We start from the raw sequence: 19,803 nt of genomic DNA on the forward strand, positions 1-19,803 counted from the left end.
CCTCATACCACCTGCACCGGATCCACGTCCACCTCGAGGTGCACGCCCGAGGAAGGCCTGAAGAGGGGGAGGGTGCGGGCGAGGAGGTCGTGCATGGGGGCGAGTGAGGACGAGCGGAGGAAGAGGTGGTACCGATAGTTGCCGGCGATCCTCTCCATGGGGCAGGGGGCGGGACCCAGGAGCTCGACACCCTCGGGCAGGTCGGCCGAAAGGAGGGAGGCGAATCCCCCGGCGTCCCTCTCCACCTTGCGCTCGTCCCTCCCCCGGAAGACGAGGCGGACGAGTCTCGAGAAGGGAGGGAAGAGGGTCTCCTTCCGCACCGCGAGTTCCTCCTCGTAGAAGCGGCGGAGGTCGTGCTCCCGGGCACACACGATGCCGGGATGATCGGGCAGATACGTCTGGATGACGACCCGGCCGCCCGGCATGAACCTGCCCGCACGGCCCGCGACCTGAACGAGGAGGGAGAAGACCCGTTCGGCGGCCCGGAAGTCGGGCATGTGCAGCCCGGTATCGGCGAGCACCACCCCCACGAGCCCGAGGCGGGGAAAGTTGAAGCCCTTGGCGATCATCTGCGTCCCCAGGAGCACGTCCACCTGGCCGGATTCCATCTCCTCGAGTACGCGCTCGAGTACGCCTTTCTTCCGGGCCGTGTCCGTGTCGAGTCGGGCGATGCGGTAGAAGGGAAAGGTCTCCCTGAGTTGCTTCTCCACCTGCTCGGTGCCCGGCCCGCTGTAGCGTACGTCCACGCTCCCGCACGAGGGACACACGTCGATGGGTCTGGTCCGGTAGCCGCAGTAGTGGCAGACCATCACCTCTTCGGCCCTGTGGTACGTGAGGGGGAGCGAGCAATGGCGGCAGGTCATCTCGAACCCGCAGGCCCTGCATCCCACGTAGTGGGCGAATCCCCGCCTGTTGAGGAAGAGGATGGTCTGCTTTCCCTCTTTCTTGGTACGCTCGATCTCCCTGAGGAGGGGTTTGGAGAGCGGGCCGGGATGGTCCTTGAGGGAGACGATCTCTATACGGGGGGGCTCTCCCCCCGCCACACGCTCGGGAAGGTGGAAGAAGGGAAGCCGCCCTGTATGCATGAGATGGTAGGCTTCGAGCGAGGGGGTGGCGCTCCCCATGAGGAGGAGGGCGCCCTCGGTGCGGGCGCGGTGCATGGCCACCTGGCGGGCGTGGTACCGCGGGGTGGCACCCGACTTGTAGCTCGACTCGTGCTCCTCGTCAAGCACGATGAGCCCGAGGTCGCCGATGGGGGCGAAGACCGCGCTCCTGGCACCTATGACGAAGCGCACCTCGCCACGGACGATCCTCCGCCACTCGGCGAGCCGTTGTGAGGCGGTGAGGCGAGAATGGAGCACCGCCACGTCCTGGCCGAACCGGGCGCGGATGGTCTCCACCACCTGGCGGGTGAGGGCGATCTCGGGCACCAGGTAGAGCACCCCCTTCCCCCGCTCGAGCATGTGCTCGGCGACCGTGAGGTACACCTCGGTCTTGCCCGATCCGGTGACACCCCAGAGGTAGAACATGGGGTGGGTGCAGGAGACCACGGCCTCCACCGCCTCCCGTTGGGCCGGAGAGAGCCGGTGCCGCCGGTATGCCGCAGGCTCATCATACGGCACGGGCGCCTCCCGCTGCACCCTCCCGCCGGGGATCATGGCCGAGAGGGCCTCGCCCAGCCCGCACAGGTAGTAGGAACTCATCCATTGTGCGAGAGAGAGGACACGCCCGTCGAACAGGGGTTCTTCATCGAGCACCTTCTCCACGGGCTTGAGGTCCTCGGGTGCCACACCGGAAGGAGGATTCCCCCTCACCCCTACCACGTACCCGGTGAGCACCCGCCCCCTTACGGGTGCCCGTACCCGCACGCCCACGGGGACCTCTCCCTCCACCCGGTACGTGAGGGGTTCACGGAGGGGAAGATTGAAGGCCACGTCCACCCACATACCCTCACCTCGAGGCATCGTGCACGCCCGCCCCCTCCCCGCGCAGGACGGAAGAGAGGAGCTTGAGGTCCTCCCAGACAGGCCTCCTCAGCGACGGATCCCTGAGGACCGCGCTCGGATGGTAGGTGGGCACCAGGGGAATGTCCCGGTACCGATAGACCCTCCCCCGGAGGCGAGAGATGCCCTCCTGTGTACCGAGCAGAGTGGAGGCGGCGAACCTCCCCACCGTGAGGATGGCCCGCGGTCTCACGAGCGCGATCTGTGCTTCGAGGAAGGGGAGACAGGCCGAAATCTCGTCGGGACGGGGATCGCGGTTCCCCGGCGGCCTGCACTTCACCACATTCGTGATGAAGACATCCCGGCCTCGCTGCAGCCCTATGGCCGCGAGCCACTTGTCCAGGTACTGCCCGGCCCTCCCCACGAACGGCTCGCCCTTCACGTCTTCGTCCGCACCGGGGGCCTCTCCCACCACCATCACCGGGAGGCCCACCCTCCCTGTCCCCGGCACGGCCTGCCGCCGGGTCCGGGCGAGGTCACACCGGTTACAGGCGCGCACCTGCTCGTGGAGGGCCCCGAGCGTACGTGCCGGATCGTCCCCGCCGGTGGGTTTCCCCTCACTCCTCTCTCCTGATCCCGCCACGAGGGGAGGCGCTTCCCCCGGGACGGTGGGTGGTTCGGGGTGTGGGCGCTCCCATCCCCCATGGACGAGGTCTTCCACCAGGAACGAAAGCTCCCACAACTCCTTGTAGAGGTCCTGCTCACTCATACTGCACCTCATGGAGGAAGAGCCCCCACGCCGGGGCGCTGTCCGAGGCCGCCGATCTGTCCCTCGCCTCCAGGATCTTCCACATCATCTCGGGGTCGGCCTTCTGTTTTTCGAGGTCGAGCATGGTACCCACCAGGGCCCGCACCATCCGCCAGAGGAAGGCGTTCCCCACGATACGGAAGACCAGCCGAGCCCCCTCGGGGAACCACGAGGCGGTGTGGATGAGGCGCACCTTGGACGGGCTCGGATCCGACGGGCTGCAGAAGCTGGAGAAGTCGTGCTCGCCCACGATGCAGGAGGCATACGCATTGAGGAGACGGACGTCCGGCAGGCGGTTCACCCACAGGCTGTAGCGCCTGAGGTGGGGATACGGCGAGGGCGAGGAAAACACGTAGTAGCGGTACTCCCGACGCACGGCGCTGTAACGGGCGTGGAAGTCGGGAGGCACCTCCTCGGCCTGGAGGGCCTTCACATCGCGGGGCAGGAAGGAGTTGAGCGCAAGGGCGAACTTCTCCACCGGGAGGGAATCGATGTCGGTGATGAAGTTGATACACTGGCCCACGGCATGCACCCCCGAATCGGTGCGACCCGCCGCATGGACGTGCACCGGGTGCTTGTGCATCCTCGCCAAGGCATCCTCCACCACCCCCTGGACGCTCCGCCCGTTCGGTTGTCGTTGCCAGCCCACGAAGTCCGTACCGTCGTAGGCGAGTACCACTTTGATGTTACGCTGACCCATCTACCGGCTCCCCTCCATCGGCCCCCAGTGACTCGAGCTCCTCCCGGATGAGGTCGTAGACGTCTCTCGCATTGTCGAGGAGCACCTGGGGCTTGTGCTTGGACGCCCTGCCCATGCCGAAGATGCGGGCGATGATCTGCTTGGCCCGCATGAGCGAGGCGACCCGCTTTTCCCTGTTCGATCGTGGACCATACCGATAATCGAGGAGTCCTGCAAGATAGAGGACGCCGTCGTAGCCGTAGTTCTTGTCGAGGTCGGGTCCCTGATACTTGAGGCGGGAGAGCACCTCCTCACCTTTCTGCTCTCTCTCCACCGCCAGGATGTAGAGAAAGCGTGCCTTCCGGTAGAGGTGACGCACGAGGAGGCCCCAGCCCTCATCCGGGAACTGGGCCTGGAGGTCGGAGGCGAGCCAGGCCCCGCGGAGGGCCGAGAGGCCCATCTTGAAGGTGGGAGCCAGGTCGGCCGGAAAGTGTTCGTAGCAGAGCATGGCCAGTACGTAACTCGCCACCCCCTCGTAGAGGCGCCGCGGGGCCGAGAAGGAGAGGTCGGGAAAGATCGAGAGGAGGAGCTCCCGGCGCGCGTCGGTGGAGGCCTCGAGGGGAACTAGGGCCTCGGCGGGGATCTCGAGGAAGTCCTCGGGATAGGCGGCGTAGAAGCATGAGGGACACACCGTCACCGGATACACGAGCGGGTAGACCACCCCATACTTCTTCGAGGGCTCGTAGAGCCTTCGAAGCTCCAGCGTGAGGCGGCCCGCGATGAGACGCCCCCGCCCCGAGAGCAGGTCTTCCCTGAAGAACTCGGTCCTGCACACGGGACACTCCAACGGCCGCTTGGAAAAGTAGGTGAGCTTGAGACCCGTATCAGGGCTGGATTCCTGCGTCATACATCCCCCTCTATGACCACCACGGCGATCGCCGCGTCTTTCTCATGGGTGAGCGAGAGGTGCGCACGGGCCCCCCCACGCCGTGCGAAGAGGTCGCGGGCCCTTCCGTGGAGCACGAGATAGGGACGGCCGTGGGGATCGTTCTCCACCTGCACCTCGTTCAGCGAGAACCCGCGCAGCCCCGTTCCCAGGGCCTTTGCAAAGGCCTCCTTGGCCGCGAACCGTGCGGCGAGCGATCCGGCGACCCCTCCCCCCTTCCGTCGTATGCTCTCTATCTCGAGAGGGTGGAAGTAGCGGGCCACCAGTCCGGGGTTCTCCCACCAGTGTGCGATCCGGTCGATCCTCACCACATCGATGCCCACTCCGAGGATCATTCCCCCTCCTCCGAGACGACTCCGGTAGCCGGGGACTCCCGAAACCTCACCCGCACACCCACCTGGCGAGGTGAGAAGTCGAGCACCACCACCTCCTGGGGAACGATCGGCCGCACTTCCAGCACATACTCACCCGGTTCCTCCACCTCTCCACAGTCCACCACCAGGTGCACATCCTGCGGGGCGAGCCCCTCCATGGTCGAATACGGCCCCTGGATGGTGACCGACCCCTCCTCGGGAAGCCCTTCCATCTCGAGAGAAGGCGACAGGTCCACCGCCACCAGGGGGACCTTCTCAAATGTCTGATGGATGATCCGTTCCCTCACGAGGACACGCACCTCCACCACATCCCCTCCCGGGATCCTCACGGAAGGAGCGGGCCTCACCAGCCGCACGGTGAGGCTCGCATCCTCGGTCCTGCTGGAGAGGTCGATACGCTCCGTGCGTATCTGCGTCACCCCCTCGATCACGTCCCTGGGACCTTCCACCTCGACCGACGAGGGGATCACGAGCATCTGGACCACCTCGTACCCGGGCGGCGGGGAACCCGCCACATCGGGTATCACCTGGAGCGACTTGGAGAGCTTCTCCACCAGTTCCACCGTGATCTGCGAGGGTTCTATGGAAAACTCGGCTTCCACACCCAGGGCGGATTCCCCCCGATCGAGATGGATCGGGACGGTGTAACGACCCGGCACCGTGTGGGAAGAGAGGTCCACGTACACGGACAGGTCCTCGGGGAGGAGGGCGTAGATATCCTCCTCCCTGCCCCGTATCCCCACCCGTACCTTCTCCGGAAGGGGACTCGCAGGGATGAGCGTCTCCGGGAGGCGGGCGCTCAAGGGGATCATCACATACCGTTCCTCGAAGGCCGAGTACCTCTGGGCATAGAAGAGGAGGACGGCGAAGACGAGAGAGACGATCTTCGCGGGGAGGTGGTGGAACACGTTCCTCTTCGTCCTCATACCCCTTCCCCCTGTTCGATGCGGGTCCTCTCCCTCGGGAGTCCGAGCAACCCGGCGAGGACGGCCCTGAGCTCCTCGGGCGAGAGGTCGTAGAGGAGCTTGGATTCGTAGGCGAGCGAGAGGGCACCTGTCTCCTCCGAGACCACCAGGACCACCGCGTCCGACTGTTCGGCGAGTCCGAGGGCGGCCCGGTGACGGGCGCCGAAGGCCCGCCGTGCCTGGGGTTGCTCGGAGAGTGGGAGGAAACAGGCCGCCGCGACCACCCGCCCCTTCTCTATCACCACCGCACCATCGTGGAGCGGGGTGTCATGGCCGAATATGGTGATGAGGAGCGAGGATGAGAGCTCGGCGTCCAGCCGGATTCCCGTCTCTATCACGTTCCGCAGGCTCATGCTCCGGGAGAGGACGATGAGGGCTCCCCGCCGCGCCGCAGAAAGGACCTCCATGGCATTGAGCACCGCGTCGATGTCGAGGGAATACCTCCTCGCCCCGAGGCCGAAGACCTGTCCCTGGCCGAGCCGGGTGAAGATGCGCCTGAGCTCCGGCTGGAAGATCACGAACACGCCGAGCACCAGGCCTGGTGCGAGGAACGAGAGGATCCACCGGAGGGTCGAGAGCCCCAGGACGAAGGCGAGGAGGTAGAGCCCTCCGAGGAAGAGAAGCCCCCTCAGGACCGGGAGGGCGTTGGTCACGAGGAGCAGCTCGTACGTCTTGTAGATGAGGAACGCGAGTATCCCTATATCGAGGAGGGGGAGGAACACCGTGTCCCAGAGGGTCTTGAGCGTCTCTATCATGACTCCGCCGCAGGCCCGGAGGGGAGCGTCGCTCCTTCCACGGCCTCCTTCATGAGGATGAGATCCCTCGTGGCCTTGACATCGTGCACCCTGAGGATGGCCGCTCCTTTGAGGGCGGCGTGGTAGTGGCACGCGAGGGTGCCGGAGAGTCTTTCCTCCACCTCTCTCCCCAGGGTGAGTCCGATGAAGGACTTGCGGGAGACTCCCACGAGCACAGGATACCCGGTGGAGACGAATACATCCAGGTGCTTCAAGAGCAGGAGGTTGTCTTCCCTTCGTTTCCCGAACCCGAATCCCGGGTCGATGATGATCTGGTCACGATGCACCCCTGCCTCGAGGGCGTGTTCCACAAACGAGAGGAGCTCCCTCCGCACCTCCTCCACCGGATCGTCGTAGTGAGGATCGATCTGCATCGTGCGGGGTGTTCCGCGCATGTGCATGAGCACCACCGGCACCCCCCTCTCCGCGACGAGCCGTGCGAGGTCGGGATCGTCCCTGAGGGCCGAGATGTCGTTCACGATGTCGGCCCCTGCATCGATGGCCTCCCGGGCCACCCGGGCCTTCCGGGTATCCACCGAGATCGGAACGTCCACGAGCCTCCTCACCTCCCGGACCACGGGAACGAGCCGGGCGAGTTCCTCCTCTTCGGAGACATAGTCGCTCCCGGGACGCGAGGACTCGGCCCCTATGTCCAGGAGATCCGCCCCCTCCTCCACGAGGGCCACGGCCTTCCTCACCGCCTCCTCACCGGAGGCCCTGCTTCCGGGATAGAAGGAATCCGGCGTCGTGTTCACTATGCCCATGACGAGCGGCCGTCGTTCGTATGGAAGGAGGGCTCCAGATGCGAGTCTGATGGCTTTCATGGGGGCAGTATACCACAAACACGCGGAAGGTGCACGCACTCCCGGCCGTCACGCAGAGTGGGAGTGGAGCCTCCGGGAACCGCCCACCCCCTCGCGGACCAGCTCCGCTATGTGGGCCGCATCGAGGCCGTAGTCGGCGAGGAGCTCCTGCCTCGTCGCATGGGTGGGGAACTCGTCGGGCACGCCTTTGTGGACGAGCCGCACCCCTTCCACATCCACAGCGGCGAGGATGGTCTCTCCGACACCTCCCGAGGCCACCCCATCCTCCAGGAGGTAGACGCCCCGATACCGCGAGAAGATCTTTCCAAGATGGACGAAATCGAGCGGCTTGAGAAAGCGCAGGTGGTAGACATCCGCCGGTATCCCCTCGCCGGAGAGCAGTTCTGCAGCCGAGAGGAGCTCCCTGAGGTGCCCTCCGGCTCCCACCAGGAGGACGTGCGCCTCGCCGGTCTCCCGCAGGAACACCCCCCGTCCGGGGATGAGCTCCTCCTCACATGCCGAGAGAGGGGGAAGGCAGACATCCTTCGGGTACCGAAGGGCCACCGGGCCGCCCCTCTCGAGCGCCCAGCGAAGCATGAGGTGCATCTCGTCGGCAGTCGCAGGCATGAGGATGGTCATGCCCGGCACCGCCTTGAGCATGGGCACATCGAAAATCCCCTGGTGAGTCTCCCCGTCACCGGGCACGAGTCCCGCCCGATCGATCGCAAGCACCACCGGGAGCTTCGGGATGGCCACGTCATGGATCACCTGGTCGATCGCCCGTTGGAGAAAGGTGGAATAGAGGGCGACCACGGGCCTGAGCCCGGCACGTGCGAGGCCTGCGGCGAGCGCCACCGCGTGCTGCTCTGCGATCCCCACGTCGTAGAACCGGTCCGGAAAGGCCTGCCTGAAGGGGGCGAGCCCTGTCCCCGTCTCCATGGCCGCCGTGATGGCCGTGATGCGCTCATCCTTCGAAGCCTCGCAGAGGAGGGCCTGGGAGAAGGCCTGGGTAAAGGTCACCTTTCCCGAGGAGGCCACCTCCCCGCTGTCCACACAGAACGACGGAACCCCGTGATAGGTCGTGGGATCCTCCTCTGCGTAGGGGTACCCCTTTCCCTTCCTCGTCTTCACATGGACCACCACCGGCCGCTGCATCTCCCTCACGTCCTGGAACACCTGGACGAGTCGATCGATCCGGTGCCCGTCGATCGGCCCCACGTATTCGAACCCCAGGACCGAGAAGAGGTTCTGCTCATAGACCAGAGACTTCACACCGGCCTTCAGTCGTTCGACCATGTCCATGAGCCTTCCCCCGTAGTGGGGGATACCCGCGATGATCCCGTCCACCCACTCCCTGAAGTGCTGGTACGAGCTGGTAGACGAGAGCCTGCTGAAGTAGTAGGAGAGGGCCCCCACGTTGGGGCTGATGGACATGTCGTTGTCGTTGAGGACGATGATCAGGTCCTTCTTGAGGTGTCCCGCGTGATTGAGGGCCTCCAGGGCCATGCCGCCGGTGAGGGCGCCGTCCCCGATGACCGCCACCACCTTTCCCTCCCGCCGGAGGAGCTCCATGCCCATCCGGAGGCCCAGACCTATGGAGAGCGAGGTGGAGGCGTGCCCCGTCTCCACCACGTCGTGTTCGCTCTCCGAGGGCTTGGGGAACCCGCTTATCCCCCCCCTCTGGCGAAGGGTGGGGAAGGCATCACGTCTGCCCGTGAGGATCTTGTGGGGGTAACACTGGTGCCCCACGTCCCAGATGATCCTGTCCTTCGGGCTCTCGAAGACATAGTGGAGGGCAAGGGTGAGCTCTATCACGCCCAGATTGGATGCAAGATGTCCTCCCGTCCGGCTCACCGTCGCAAGGATATACTCCCGTATCTCCTCTGCCAGCTCGGAAAGCTGGGAGAAGGAAAGTCTCTTGACATCCTCTGGCCCCTCTACCTGAGAGAGGTACGTGAAGTTCACCGGCCTGCCCTCTTTCGAGTCATGAAACCTCAGCGTTTCTTCTTTTTATGGCGGTTCTTCCGGAGTTTCTTCTTCCTCTTGTGCTTGGCGATCTTCTTCCGCTTACGCTTTCTTCCGCACGGCACCGATCTCTCTCCTCACAAAGAAGTGGTGGATGCATTATGCGAACCCCGTCCCCTTTCGTCAAGGGCCTCACCCCTGGAGTCGGTAGGTCTCCACGCTCACCCTCGACCCCACGGCCTCCACGACATCCCTGAAAGGCAGCTCACCCTTGTCGAGGAACGAGAAATCGCCCGAGACACCCGCATGGGCGATCTCCCGGGAGAGGGGAATACTCCCCAGGAACGGAATGCCGAGGCTCTCCGCGGTACGGGCCGTGAGCCCCTCGCCCCACACCTCGCCGGCCATGTTCTCTATGACACCCAACAGGGGTACCGAGAGCCGCTTGAAGGCGTCCACCCCGCGTCGCAGGTCCTCCTGGGCGAGGGGGTGCGGCGTGGCCACCAGGAGGGCACCGGTGAGCGGCAGGAGCTGGCTCGCGCTGAGCTGCACGTCCCCCGTGCCCGGGGGGAGATCGAGGAGGAGGTAATCGAGTACGGGCCACTCCACCTGGGTGATGAGCGACTGGAGCATGCTGTGGAGCATGGGACCTCGCCAGACCAGGGCCTGCCCCTCCTCCACGAGGAACCCCACACTCATCACCACGATCCCCTCCCTCGTCCGGGCAGGGACGATACGCTCACCCTCCGCCTCGGGACCCTGCACGGGCGGGAGGAGGCGGGGGATGTTGGGCCCGTAGATGTCGGCATCCAGGACCCCCACCTTGGCTCCCAACCTGTGGAAGAGGTGGGCGAGGAGGGCGGTGACCGTGGACTTACCCACCCCGCCTTTTCCGCTTCCCACCGCGAGCACGGTCTTCACGGGCACCGAGAGCCTCTCCTGGATGCGGGCGTCCTGACGGACACGCGCGCTCACGCGGATGTCCACCTCCCGCACCTCGGGGAAGGCCGAGAGGAGGGCCTCCCTGCACTGCGCCGTGAGCGTCTCTTTGAGCGGACACCCCGGAGTGGTGAGCTCGAGGGTGAAGGCGATCCTCCCATCCTCTATCGAAAGGTCCTTCACGAACCCCAGCTCCACGATGTTCCTGCCGAGTTCGGGATCCGTGACCTTCGACAACACCTCGTAGACTGCTTCAGGACTCATGGGTCTAAGGTACTCACCCGATCCGGAGAAGGCAAGCGCCGGCCTCCCCCATGGGGTTACGGCCCCCCGTCCTCAGGGGGAGGGACGTCCCGAGCCGCCCCCACGACGGAGGGATCATGCACCTCATCCACCACCCGGACCGGAAAGGGCGAGGTGACCGATCCCGTGTAGACCGAGACGTGGGGGAAGGGTATCTCTATCCCCTCGGCATCGAAGCGCTGCTTGATCTCGTGCATGATGGAGTTCTTGAGCTTGAGGTAGTCGGTCTTTATGAACCACACCCCAAAGAAGATCTCGATCCCCGAGGCCCCAAAGGCCTTGAAGACGATGAGGGGCTCCGGCTCGTCCAGACAGTAGGGATTCTTCTCGGCCACCTCGCGCAGTATGCGGGCCACACGGGTGAAGTCCTCCTTGTAGGCCACCGAGAGATCGATGTCGAGGCGCCGTATGGGATAGTAGGTGATGTTCACGAGCTCCTGGTTGATGAGTCTCTCCGAGGGGATACGTACGAACCTGTTGTCGAAGGTGCGCACCTTCACCGAGAGGAGGTCCACCGAGACCACGAACCCGGTGATCTCGCCCACCTTGATGAGATCGCCTACGCTGAAAGGTCGCTCGGAGAGGAGGAAGATCCCGCTTATGAGGTTCGACATGCTCGTCTGCGCCGCGAACCCCACGGCTATACCGGCGATCCCCGCAGCTCCAAGGATGGTGGTCGGACTCACCCCAAGCTTCTGGAGCACCACCAGGATAAGCAGAAGGAGGCCGGAATAGTAGACAAACTTGGTGATCACCATGCTCGCATGGGGTGAGAGCTTCCGGAGCACCACCTTGCGGAGAAAGAGGCTCAGCAGCTTGAGGCTGAGAAACCCTCCCACCACCAGGACGAGAATCCCGAGGGCATCCCCCCACCACTCCATGGAGAGGAGTCCAGACAGATCCACGGACGGCCACTTCATACTCAAAACCCCGTGAGACTGCGGATGAGGGAAGCCCCCATCACGAAGATGTTTCGAGTCGCCTTCTCCCTGGGACCCGAGACGAGCACCTCGCCCTCGGTGTACCCCGGAGCACCCCTCTCGAACTTCCACTGGAGCTCTCCGGTCTCTCCGCGGAACGAGAGCGATGCGCGGGAGGTGGTGAGCCTGTCCCCACCGCGGTAGAGGGAGAGGAAGGCAACGGGCACGACGAAACGCTCCAGAAGGAGCTCCCCCTGGGTCCGGTTGTGGAGACGTACCGCACAGAGGGCCCACATGCCCGGGGGACGATCCTCGGGTTCGGTCATGATCCTCGTCCTGAAGGAATAACCGAGCACTCCCGACTCGGGAGATCCGGACCACGTGTTGGAAAACACCATCGGCGGGAGATCGAACACTGTGTACTCGTACGAGTCGCCACGAAGGACGAGCTTCACCCACAGGGGGATGTGAAAGAAGATGCGGTGCTCGTTCCCTGGAAACACCCGCAGAGGATCCTCGAGAAACAGGATGAGGGGTTTGTCGGGCACCGCAGGGAGAAGGGAGAAAGACCGCGCCGGCACGCTGAGGAGGATGCTCTGGGTGGTCACCTCCTCCGGAGGTCCGGTGATCGGGGTACCCGGACGGATATCGAGATCCACCTGACGTGATCCGTACCGATACGCCAGCCTGCACATTCCCTTCTCGTACCCGAGGGAGAGCCTGAGCCGCCCCACCCGTACGCGGTATCCAGCCCCCTCCTCCAGGGTATAGGCCTCCTCCGGTTGCATGAAGTCAGTGTACCCTGAAGGAGCGAGGATGCCAAGGACGCACCACTTGAGGAAGGAGGCTCACATGTGGGCGACGATCTGGTTACCGAACTCACTCGTGGAGACCTGTTCGGCCCCTTCCATGAGACGTGCGAAGTCGTAGGTGACCTTGCGGGAGGCGATCGCACCGGTGAGGCCCTTTTCGATGAGCGCAGCCGCCTCGTGCCAGCCGAGGTACTCGAACATCATCTTCCCCGAGAGGATCACGGAGCTCGGGTTGACCATGTCCTTCCCCGCATACTTGGGTGCGGTGCCGTGCGTGGCCTCGAAGATCGCATGCCCTGTGTCATAGTTGATGTTCGCCCCCGGAGCGATACCGATACCCCCCACCTGAGCTGCGAGGGCGTCGGAGACGTAGTCCCCGTTGAGGTTCATGGTGGCGATCACGTCGAACTCCGCAGGTCTGGTGAGGATCTGCTGGAGGAAGGCGTCGGCGATGGCGTCCTTCACGAGCACCTTCCCTTCCGGCACGACGCCGTCGGGGACATCCTCCCAGGTGACCACCCGATCGCCGAACTCCTCCTTCGCCACCTCGTAACCCCACGCCCTGAAGGCCCCCTCGGTGTATTTCATGATGTTCCCCTTGTGCACGAGGGTCACGGAGCGCCTTCCGTGGTCGAGGGCGTACCTGATCGCGGCCCGTACGAGACGCTTCGTCCCCGTGGGGCTTATGGGCTTGACCCCGATCCCCGAATCCTCGCGGATCTGCCACCCGAACTCCCTCCTGCAGAACTCGATGAGACGCTTCGTACGCTCATCCCCCGAGGGGAGCTCGAATCCGGCGTAGACGTCCTCGGTGTTCTCCCGGAAGACCACCATGTCCACCAGCTCCGGGTGTCGTACCGGGGAGGGGATGCCGGGATAGTACTTCACCGGTCTCAGACACACGTAGAGATCGAGCATCTGCCTGAGCGTCACGTTGAGGCTCCGGAAGCCACCGCCGACGGGCGTGGTGAGGGGGCCTTTGATCCCCACCAGGTACTCCTTGAAGGCCTCGAGGGTCTCGTCCGGGAGCCACGTCCCCTTCTCCCGGTAGGCCCGTTCGCCGGCAAACACCTCCAGCCACGCCACCTTCCGCCTACCGCCGTAGGCCTTCTCCACCGCTGCATCGAAGACGCGAACCGCCGCACGCCATATGTCGGGACCGGTCCCATCTCCCTGGATGAAGGGGATGACGGGCTCGTCAGGTACGACGAGTCCTCCAGCTTCCTTTCGTATCTTCTCTCCCACGGCTTCTTACTCCTTCCTGCAGGGGGATATGCATGGCATCTCACTATAGCGGACCTGCACGCCCTTGCCAACCCCTCGACTTACACTATAAGATCGACCCGTGAGCAGCACCGTCCGTACCACGCTCATCCTCCTCACCCTCGTCGTCCTCTCCCTGTCCTTTTTCTTCGTGCCCTCACCCCCATGGGTGGACGGGTATCTCCTTCCGGAACGACCTCCCGAACGGACACACATCGCCCGACTTCTCTCGTTGATCCCCGAGAGTTCACCCGAGACGAGACTCATCGCGGTCAAGGAGATAGCGGGTTTTCTCGCACAGGAAGGACTCTGGACGAAACGGGCCGCCTTCCTCTCCGGCCTCGCTTCCCGGACTCCCGACTCGCCCCTCACCGCCTATTACCTCTATCTCCTCGCCCGTCAGTACCAACGGGAGGGTGCGGAGCCTCTCGCCCTCCTCTACTACCGGAGGATCCTCGAGGGATATCCCGACCTGCTCATCGAAGGGATACCCCTCCATTTCCTCTGTCTCAGGGAGCTGGCCGACAAGGAGAAAGATCCGTACACCAGGATCCGCTACTACAATCTCCTCATCCAACGGTACGCCTCCCGGATCGATGCTGGCGTCGCCTACTACTTCCTTGCCAAGTCCTACGAGCAGGCCGGGATGTGGGACGACGCCATCCGTACCTACCGGCTCTTCCTCAACTACCCCGCCACCAGCATCCCGGGTGAACCCGAGGCCTACCTCAAGGTTCAGGAACTCCTCGCCTTCCACGATTCGCCCAAGAACTGGCTCTTCGACGATCTCGAGAGTCTGTTCGACGCCGTCACGTACGCCATTCGCACCAGGAACGCCGCCCTCCTCTCGCGGTATCGGGCGAAGGTCAACTTCTTCTCCATCTCGTGGGAGCAGGAGCGGACCGCCAAGAACGCTCAGGTGATATTCGACTTCACCCCCTTCTTCTCCGGAACCAGGGTCCGCTATGCGAGCGAACTCGATCCTTCCTCCACCCCGAGCGAGGCCTACCTGAGGACCTGGGGGTGGTCGTACCGGATAAACGTCTGGTATCTCTACTTCAGGCGGGTGAACTATCCTTTCGATCCCGACATCGACGGAAAGTGGGAATGGGCCGGTATCTATTTCGGCGAGAAGTTCTAGCCTGCATCCTCCTTTCGGCGGCCATCCTCCCGGGGGAAGAGGCGCCGTCACGCCCCCTCCGCACCGGACCCGCCGAGGTTCCTTCCTGGTCACACCACGCCGGCCCACGGGGCTACTCCCTCCGGGTGCCCCCCCACCCGCTCATCGAGGCCGAACGGGAACGGCTCCTTTCGAGAGAAGGAAAGACGTGGCTCGCACGCAGCCTCGAGCGTGCGAGGCCCTTCTGGCACTTCATCTCCCTCAGCATCATGGAAGCGGGACTCCCCTGGGAACTCGTCTACCTTCCGGTGGTGGAGTCGGCCTACAACGTACGCGCGGTCTCCCGCTCGGGGGCCGTGGGGCTCTGGCAGTTCATGGAGAACTCCATGCACCCGTGGCTCACGAAGAACGAGTGGATCGATGAACGGCGGGACTTCGTCCTCTCCACCCGCGCGGCCATCGAAAAACTCTCCTACAACTACTCCGTCCTGGGAGACTGGCTCCTCGCCCTCGCCGCCTACAACTGCGGCCTCAACCGCATGCTCTCCATCATACACCTCACGGGACTCACGGATTACTTCGCCCTCGCCGAAGGAGGTCACCTTCCCCACCAGACCACACACTACGTGGCCCGGTTCATCGCCGTGGTGGAAATAGCATCCCAGGCGGCCCGACACGGGCTTCCCATCTCGTGGGAAGAACCATGGGAATGGGAGGGGCTCTCCGTGGACAGACCGGTCTCGCTCCGTCTCCTCTCCGCACGGACGGGGGTCCCGCTCGACATCCTCGAGGAGGCGAACGCCTCCTTCCTCCTGGGGATCGCCCCTCCCTCCAGCGTGATCAGGATCCCCCGACACTATGCCCCGGCAGTGAGGGAAGCCCTGGAATCAGTCCCCTTGATGGACATCACCCTCCACACTGTACGTACAGGCGACACACTCTCCGCCCTCTCACGGTACTACGGAATCCCCCTCTCCCTCCTCTACCTCTACAATCCGGACGTCCGTCCACGCGCCCTCACGCCGGGCATGACCCTCATCATCCCCCTCGTCTCCCCCCGGACCCCTCCACCCCCTCCCGCCCTCCCCGCCTCCCTCAGGTGGGAACACCACACGGTCGAGGAAGGCGAATCCCTCTGGCGGATCGCGCGCACCTACGGCTCCACCGTGGAGTGGATCGCCCTCGCGAACGGCCTATCCCCTTCCGCGGTCATCCATCCGGGAATGCGGCTCAAGATACCCGTGCCCCTGGTCGAGGAATAAGAGATGAGGCGCATCTTCCTCTTCGCAGGCATCCTCCTGTCGCTCCCCGTCCTCACCCAGGAAGCCCCTCCTGCCATCCACTGGAGGCTGGACTGGGAGGCCCAGACCCTCGAACTGACCATCGGGCTCGCACCCCCGGCCGGCCGGCTCACCCCCGACGCACCCCACCGCACCCTCCAAGACATCCAGACGCTCCTCCCCCTCTCCCTCAGGCAGACCCTCTCCACCCTCCGCATTTCCTCCCGCATCACCGGAGAGGACTTCTTCCGCTCCAACCCCGATCGCCTCCTCTCCCTCCTCGCGCTCCCCGAGACCAAGCGCCCCGACCTCATCACCTACAGCCAGGACCTCTCGCGTATCACCGCCCGCTACACCTTCTCCGTGCCCCGCGAAATCCTCCCACACCTCCTCCTCCACCACGACCCCGACCCCCTCCCCGAGCGCATCGGATGGGTACCCGCCGACACCTTCTCCGGACTCGTCATCGACGCGAAGGGCACCTTCCCCGTATATGGAAAGCAAGGGGAAACCGCCGCACTCACCCCCTCCCTCTTCCCCCGCCTCTACAGCACCACCGGGGAGCTCGTCCTGAGCGAACGCATGATCCCTCCCCAGGTACTCACCCGTTGGGGAGCCGTGGCCTTCACCACCTCCTACCGGGAGGAACCCCATCTCGAACGCATAGGCGCACATCCCCTGCGCATCCGGGCGGAAGCCGTCTTCGGCCAGGGGAGGACCGATCTCGTGATTCCCGAGGAAGCGGTGAGGATGCTCCTCGCCCATCCCGAGAACCAACGCATCCTCACCGAGGGAAGGATCCTCGTCATCTGCGAAAACGTAGTGCAAGAAGGGCCATGACCCCCGCGTCCTTCACCATGTGCTCGATGACGCAGTACTCATTGGGCTGGTGAGCGGTCTCGTCCACGGTCGACCACACCACACAGTCGAACCCCTCGTTCCGAAGGGGAGCGGCCACCGTGCCCCCTCCTATCCCCATGGGACGCGCCTCGACACCGTAGACCTCCTCCACCGCGGCCTTCAGGGCATCCACGAGCGGGGCATCCGCGGGTGTGGGCCTCGAGACGATCCGCTGCACCACCTCCACCGAGATCTCGACGCCGTAGGCCGCCTCCACCTCGCGGCAGAGGGCCTCGACCGCCCCCATGACCTCGGCAAGGTCCACCTCCGGGAGCACCCGGCAGTCCATGTAGAACACGTCCTCGCCCGGCACGGTGTTGATGTTGGGCACGTTGGGGTCCTTACGGGAAGGCACGAAGGTGGAACAGGGAGGCACGAACAGATCGTTCCGCCGGGGGAACCGCTCATCGAGCCGGGAGAGCCTCACCACCAGATCCGAAGCCGCCACGAAGGCGTTCTTCCCCAGATCGGGCCTCGAGGCATGGCACTGGCGTCCCCGTGTGGTGAACTTGAGCCACAGGAGCTGCTTCTCCGCCACCTCGATCATGGAGCCGTCGGGGAGTCCCCCGTCCGGCACCAGGAACACGTCCCCCTCCTTGAAGAGACTCCTGTGGGAGGTCACGAGCGCCTGGATACCGTAACGGTTGCCGAACTCCTCGTCCGCCACGAAGAGGAGCTTCAGGGGCCGCTCGGGCGCAAGGCCGAGGGCCACCAGGGCACGCGCCGCGAAGATCGAACTCGTCATCGACTGCTGGTTGTCCTCGGTTCCCCGTCCGTAGATACGCCCCTCCTTTACCACCGCGGTGAAGGGATCCCCGTTCCACAGTGCGACTTCGCCCGGCGGCACCACGTCGAGGTGCGTCATGATCCAGAAGGCAGGTCCGTTCCTGTCGTGCCAGAGTTCCACCAGGATCGAAGGCCTGGAACCGCGTTCGGCCCGCTCGTCAGGCACCTCCACCACCGAGAGGGATGCCGCCACCCCCTTCTCGCGCGCCTCGCGCAGGAGATGGGCCTCCAGCCACTCGACGAGGGCCTGGGCCTTCTCCCACTCTCCTCGACCACCCACCTCGGGCGAGAGGGCGGGGTGAGAGGTGAGCAGCCGCTGCAGCTCGACCATCTCCTCGGTGTGTGCCTCCATGTAGGAAAGCATCCTCTTGCTCGTATCCTCGTGCATGTCACGCTCCTTCCTCTTCCAGAATGTCGACGTCGCTCCCCGATCCGAGATCCCGAAGCCCCTTCGAGAAGCCCTCGAGGCACCGCCGGGGGAGACGACACGTGAGCGAGATCTCGGAAGTGAACTCCTGCTCGAGCACCGTCACCTCGTACTCCTCGAGCAAGGGCCCCAATCGTGAGAACAGAGGATAGGGAACCACGAGCCGGATCCGCGCCATGGGGACGAAGGGCCGCACGGGGAGACGGTCGAGGGCCCTGCGGGCCGCTTCCGCATAGGCATGGACGAGCCCGCCCGTACCGAGCTTCACGCCGCCGAAGTAGCGGACCACCGTGACCACCACGTTCCAGAGCCTCCTCCCCCTGATGAGGGCCATGACGGGTCTCGCAGCCGTACCGTGAGGCTCGCCGTCGTCGCTCATCCCCTGGACCTCCGAACGCGGACTTCCCACCACATAGGCGTAGACCACGTGTGTGGCATCACTCCACTCCCTCCGTCTCTCCTCGATGACATCCCGTGCCTCTGCGACCGAAAAAGCCGGCACCGCATGGGCGATGAAGCGGGAACGCCGCATCTCCAGCTCGGCCCTCGCCTCTCCTGCAGGAACGAGGAACTCGGACATGGCACAAGAGTACCGGATACGCTCCGATGTGGCAACGCCTACCGTGAGGGAGATCCCATGGACTCGCGCTCCACGATCCCGGGCACCAGCTTCACCACCCTCGGGGAACGATCCCCGGAATCGATGGCCTCGAAGAGGAGGTCGGCGGCCTTCCTTCCCAGCTCTTCCTTGGGATGGACGAGCGAGGTGAGAGGTATCTCGGCGTAGTGGGCGTACTCCGAATCGTCGAACCCCAGGATGGAGACATCTCCGGGCACCGACAACCCCGCCTTCCTGATCTCCTGCAACCCCTGAATCGCACAGAGATCGTTGTAGAAGAAGAGGGCGGTGGGCCGTCGTTCAGGAGGGAGGGAGAGGAACGCCGCCACCAGCTTACGGGCGGGATCCATGCCCGGTTGGTCCTCCGCTTCGGTGAACCCCCACACCCACTCCTCCCGAAGTTCACCCCCTCGGGAACGGACCACCTCACGGAACCCCTGGAGGCGGAGGACACCCGGCACCACGTCCTTCTTGTAGACGATCCCCACCCTCCTGTGCCCCCAGTTCATGAGGTAAGAGGCGGCGAGCCTTCCCCCTTCCACATCGTCGGGTGTCACGAAGGAGAAGGGGAGATCCTCGTAGTAGCAATCCATGAACACCACGGGAATCGAGAGCCTCTCCAGGGCCGTGAGGAGTCGGGTGTTCGACTTGAGATGCGCGCTCATCGCAGGTTCTATGATGAGTCCCTCGATCCCCCGCTGGAGCATGTTCTGGAGGAGATGCCACTCCTTCTCCGTATCGCCTCCGGAGTTCCCCAGGATGAGGCTGTAGCGCCTCTCGTAGGCGCAGTCCTCTATACCCTGCAGGATGGAAGGGTAGATGTACTTCTTGGTGAGGGGGGTGATCACCCCCACGAGATAGGGCTTCTTCTCGCTCCCCCGCCCTTTCCCCTTGTAGAACGTACCCTTCCCCTGAATACGATAGACGACTCCCTCCTGGACCAGGAGGTCGATGGCCTGGCGCACCGTGTTCCTGCTCACCCCATAGGTCTGGATGAGAGTGGGCTCGGAGGGGATCCTGTCCCCCTCCTTGAGCCCTTCCTTTTCTATGTTGTGCATCAGGATGTCGTAGAGCTGACGGTACTTGGGTATGTGGAGATCGTCTCGAATGTGCATGCCTGCCTCGCATACGGAAGTCTTATCTTATGACTTCCAGTA

The 19,803-nt window shown here is 64.4% G+C and carries 19 protein-coding genes; 3 read left to right on the forward strand and 16 right to left on the reverse strand.

The features are described from left to right. Positions 1 to 2: 2 nt before the first annotated feature. The 13 genes from priA to icd form a co-directional block, all read right to left on the reverse strand. Positions 3 to 1,946: a replication restart helicase PriA gene (gene priA / locus SPITH_RS09565; protein WP_014625457.1), complete on the reverse strand. Its 1,944-nt coding sequence runs from the start codon at positions 1,944 to 1,946 to the stop codon at positions 3 to 5. A 4-nt stretch (positions 1,947 to 1,950) separates the two neighbouring features. After that, complete coding sequence (locus tag SPITH_RS09570) at positions 1,951 to 2,712, reverse strand: uracil-DNA glycosylase (protein WP_014625458.1); 762 nt, start codon at positions 2,710 to 2,712, stop codon at positions 1,951 to 1,953. Further along, on the reverse strand, positions 2,705 to 3,451 hold the full coding sequence (gene truA, locus SPITH_RS09575; protein WP_014625459.1) for a tRNA pseudouridine(38-40) synthase TruA: 747 nt from the start codon (positions 3,449 to 3,451) through the stop codon (positions 2,705 to 2,707). Before truA ends, SPITH_RS09570 begins: the two co-directional genes overlap by 8 nt. Continuing rightward, a complete protein-coding gene (locus tag SPITH_RS09580) occupies positions 3,438 to 4,337 on the reverse strand; it encodes a DUF2225 domain-containing protein (RefSeq protein ID WP_014625460.1) in 900 nt (299 codons plus the stop codon). Before SPITH_RS09580 ends, truA begins: the two co-directional genes overlap by 14 nt. Beyond that, a complete protein-coding gene (locus SPITH_RS09585; RefSeq protein ID WP_013314609.1) occupies positions 4,334 to 4,711 on the reverse strand; it encodes a holo-ACP synthase in 378 nt (125 codons plus the stop codon). Before SPITH_RS09585 ends, SPITH_RS09580 begins: the two co-directional genes overlap by 4 nt. Then, the gene (locus SPITH_RS09590) at positions 4,708 to 5,676 is read right to left on the reverse strand and encodes a CdaR family protein (protein ID WP_014625461.1); all 969 of its coding nucleotides are present in this window, start codon (positions 5,674 to 5,676) and stop codon (positions 4,708 to 4,710) included. The genes SPITH_RS09585 and SPITH_RS09590 overlap by 4 nt, the downstream gene beginning before the upstream one ends. Then, a complete protein-coding gene (gene cdaA / locus SPITH_RS09595) occupies positions 5,673 to 6,470 on the reverse strand; it encodes a diadenylate cyclase CdaA (RefSeq protein WP_014625462.1) in 798 nt (265 codons plus the stop codon). Before cdaA ends, SPITH_RS09590 begins: the two co-directional genes overlap by 4 nt. After that, positions 6,467 to 7,333, reverse strand: a complete 867-nt coding sequence (folP, locus tag SPITH_RS09600) for a dihydropteroate synthase (RefSeq protein WP_014625463.1) — start codon at positions 7,331 to 7,333, stop codon at positions 6,467 to 6,469. The genes cdaA and folP overlap by 4 nt, the downstream gene beginning before the upstream one ends. A 48-nt stretch (positions 7,334 to 7,381) precedes the next feature. Then, positions 7,382 to 9,277 carry a 1-deoxy-D-xylulose-5-phosphate synthase gene (dxs, locus tag SPITH_RS09605; RefSeq protein ID WP_014625464.1) on the reverse strand — a complete coding sequence of 632 codons (1,896 nt, stop codon included), beginning with the start codon at positions 9,275 to 9,277 and terminating at the stop codon, positions 7,382 to 7,384. A 192-nt stretch (positions 9,278 to 9,469) separates the two neighbouring features. Then, entirely contained in the window at positions 9,470 to 10,480 is a 1,011-nt protein-coding gene (locus tag SPITH_RS09610; RefSeq protein WP_014625466.1) for a P-loop NTPase, read from the reverse strand. 56 nt (positions 10,481 to 10,536) lie between these two features. Then, complete coding sequence (locus SPITH_RS09615; RefSeq protein WP_014625467.1) at positions 10,537 to 11,439, reverse strand: mechanosensitive ion channel family protein; 903 nt, start codon at positions 11,437 to 11,439, stop codon at positions 10,537 to 10,539. Between the two features lie 2 nt (positions 11,440 to 11,441). Continuing rightward, complete coding sequence (locus SPITH_RS09620) at positions 11,442 to 12,227, reverse strand: DUF432 domain-containing protein (protein WP_014625468.1); 786 nt, start codon at positions 12,225 to 12,227, stop codon at positions 11,442 to 11,444. 60 nt (positions 12,228 to 12,287) lie between these two features. Further along, positions 12,288 to 13,496 (reverse strand): NADP-dependent isocitrate dehydrogenase, encoded by a 1,209-nt coding sequence (gene icd / locus SPITH_RS09625; protein ID WP_014625469.1) that lies wholly within the window; start codon positions 13,494 to 13,496, stop codon positions 12,288 to 12,290. Positions 13,497 to 13,596: 100 nt separating this feature from the next. On the opposite strand from icd, the gene SPITH_RS12135 reads away from it, so the two are divergent. From SPITH_RS12135 to SPITH_RS09640, 3 genes are read left to right on the forward strand one after another with little or no spacing between them, the layout of a single operon-like run. Continuing rightward, positions 13,597 to 14,655, forward strand: coding sequence for a tetratricopeptide repeat protein (locus SPITH_RS12135; protein ID WP_014625470.1), 1,059 nt, complete (start codon positions 13,597 to 13,599; stop codon positions 14,653 to 14,655). Beyond that, on the forward strand, positions 14,622 to 15,896 hold the full coding sequence (locus tag SPITH_RS09635) for a LysM peptidoglycan-binding domain-containing protein (protein ID WP_014625471.1): 1,275 nt from the start codon (positions 14,622 to 14,624) through the stop codon (positions 15,894 to 15,896). Before SPITH_RS12135 ends, SPITH_RS09635 begins: the two co-directional genes overlap by 34 nt. A gap of 3 nt (positions 15,897 to 15,899) precedes the next feature. After that, positions 15,900 to 16,754: a hypothetical protein gene (locus SPITH_RS09640; protein ID WP_014625472.1), complete on the forward strand. Its 855-nt coding sequence runs from the start codon at positions 15,900 to 15,902 to the stop codon at positions 16,752 to 16,754. Here SPITH_RS09640 and SPITH_RS09645 read toward each other — a convergent pair. From SPITH_RS09645 to SPITH_RS09655, 3 genes are read right to left on the reverse strand one after another with little or no spacing between them, the layout of a single operon-like run. Continuing rightward, positions 16,720 to 17,988: a M20 family metallo-hydrolase gene (locus SPITH_RS09645; protein ID WP_014625473.1), complete on the reverse strand. Its 1,269-nt coding sequence runs from the start codon at positions 17,986 to 17,988 to the stop codon at positions 16,720 to 16,722. The two genes, SPITH_RS09640 and SPITH_RS09645, sit on opposite strands and share 35 nt — an antisense overlap. Position 17,989: 1 nt before the next feature. Next, entirely contained in the window at positions 17,990 to 18,607 is a 618-nt protein-coding gene (locus SPITH_RS09650) for an IMPACT family protein (protein WP_014625474.1), read from the reverse strand. Positions 18,608 to 18,645: 38 nt separating this feature from the next. Further along, entirely contained in the window at positions 18,646 to 19,761 is a 1,116-nt protein-coding gene (locus SPITH_RS09655; RefSeq protein WP_014625475.1) for a GntR family transcriptional regulator, read from the reverse strand. Positions 19,762 to 19,803 lie beyond the last annotated feature (42 nt).

It is taken from the genome of Spirochaeta thermophila DSM 6578 (genome assembly GCF_000184345.1).
Lineage (GTDB): Bacteria > Spirochaetota > Spirochaetia > Winmispirales > Winmispiraceae > Winmispira > Winmispira thermophila.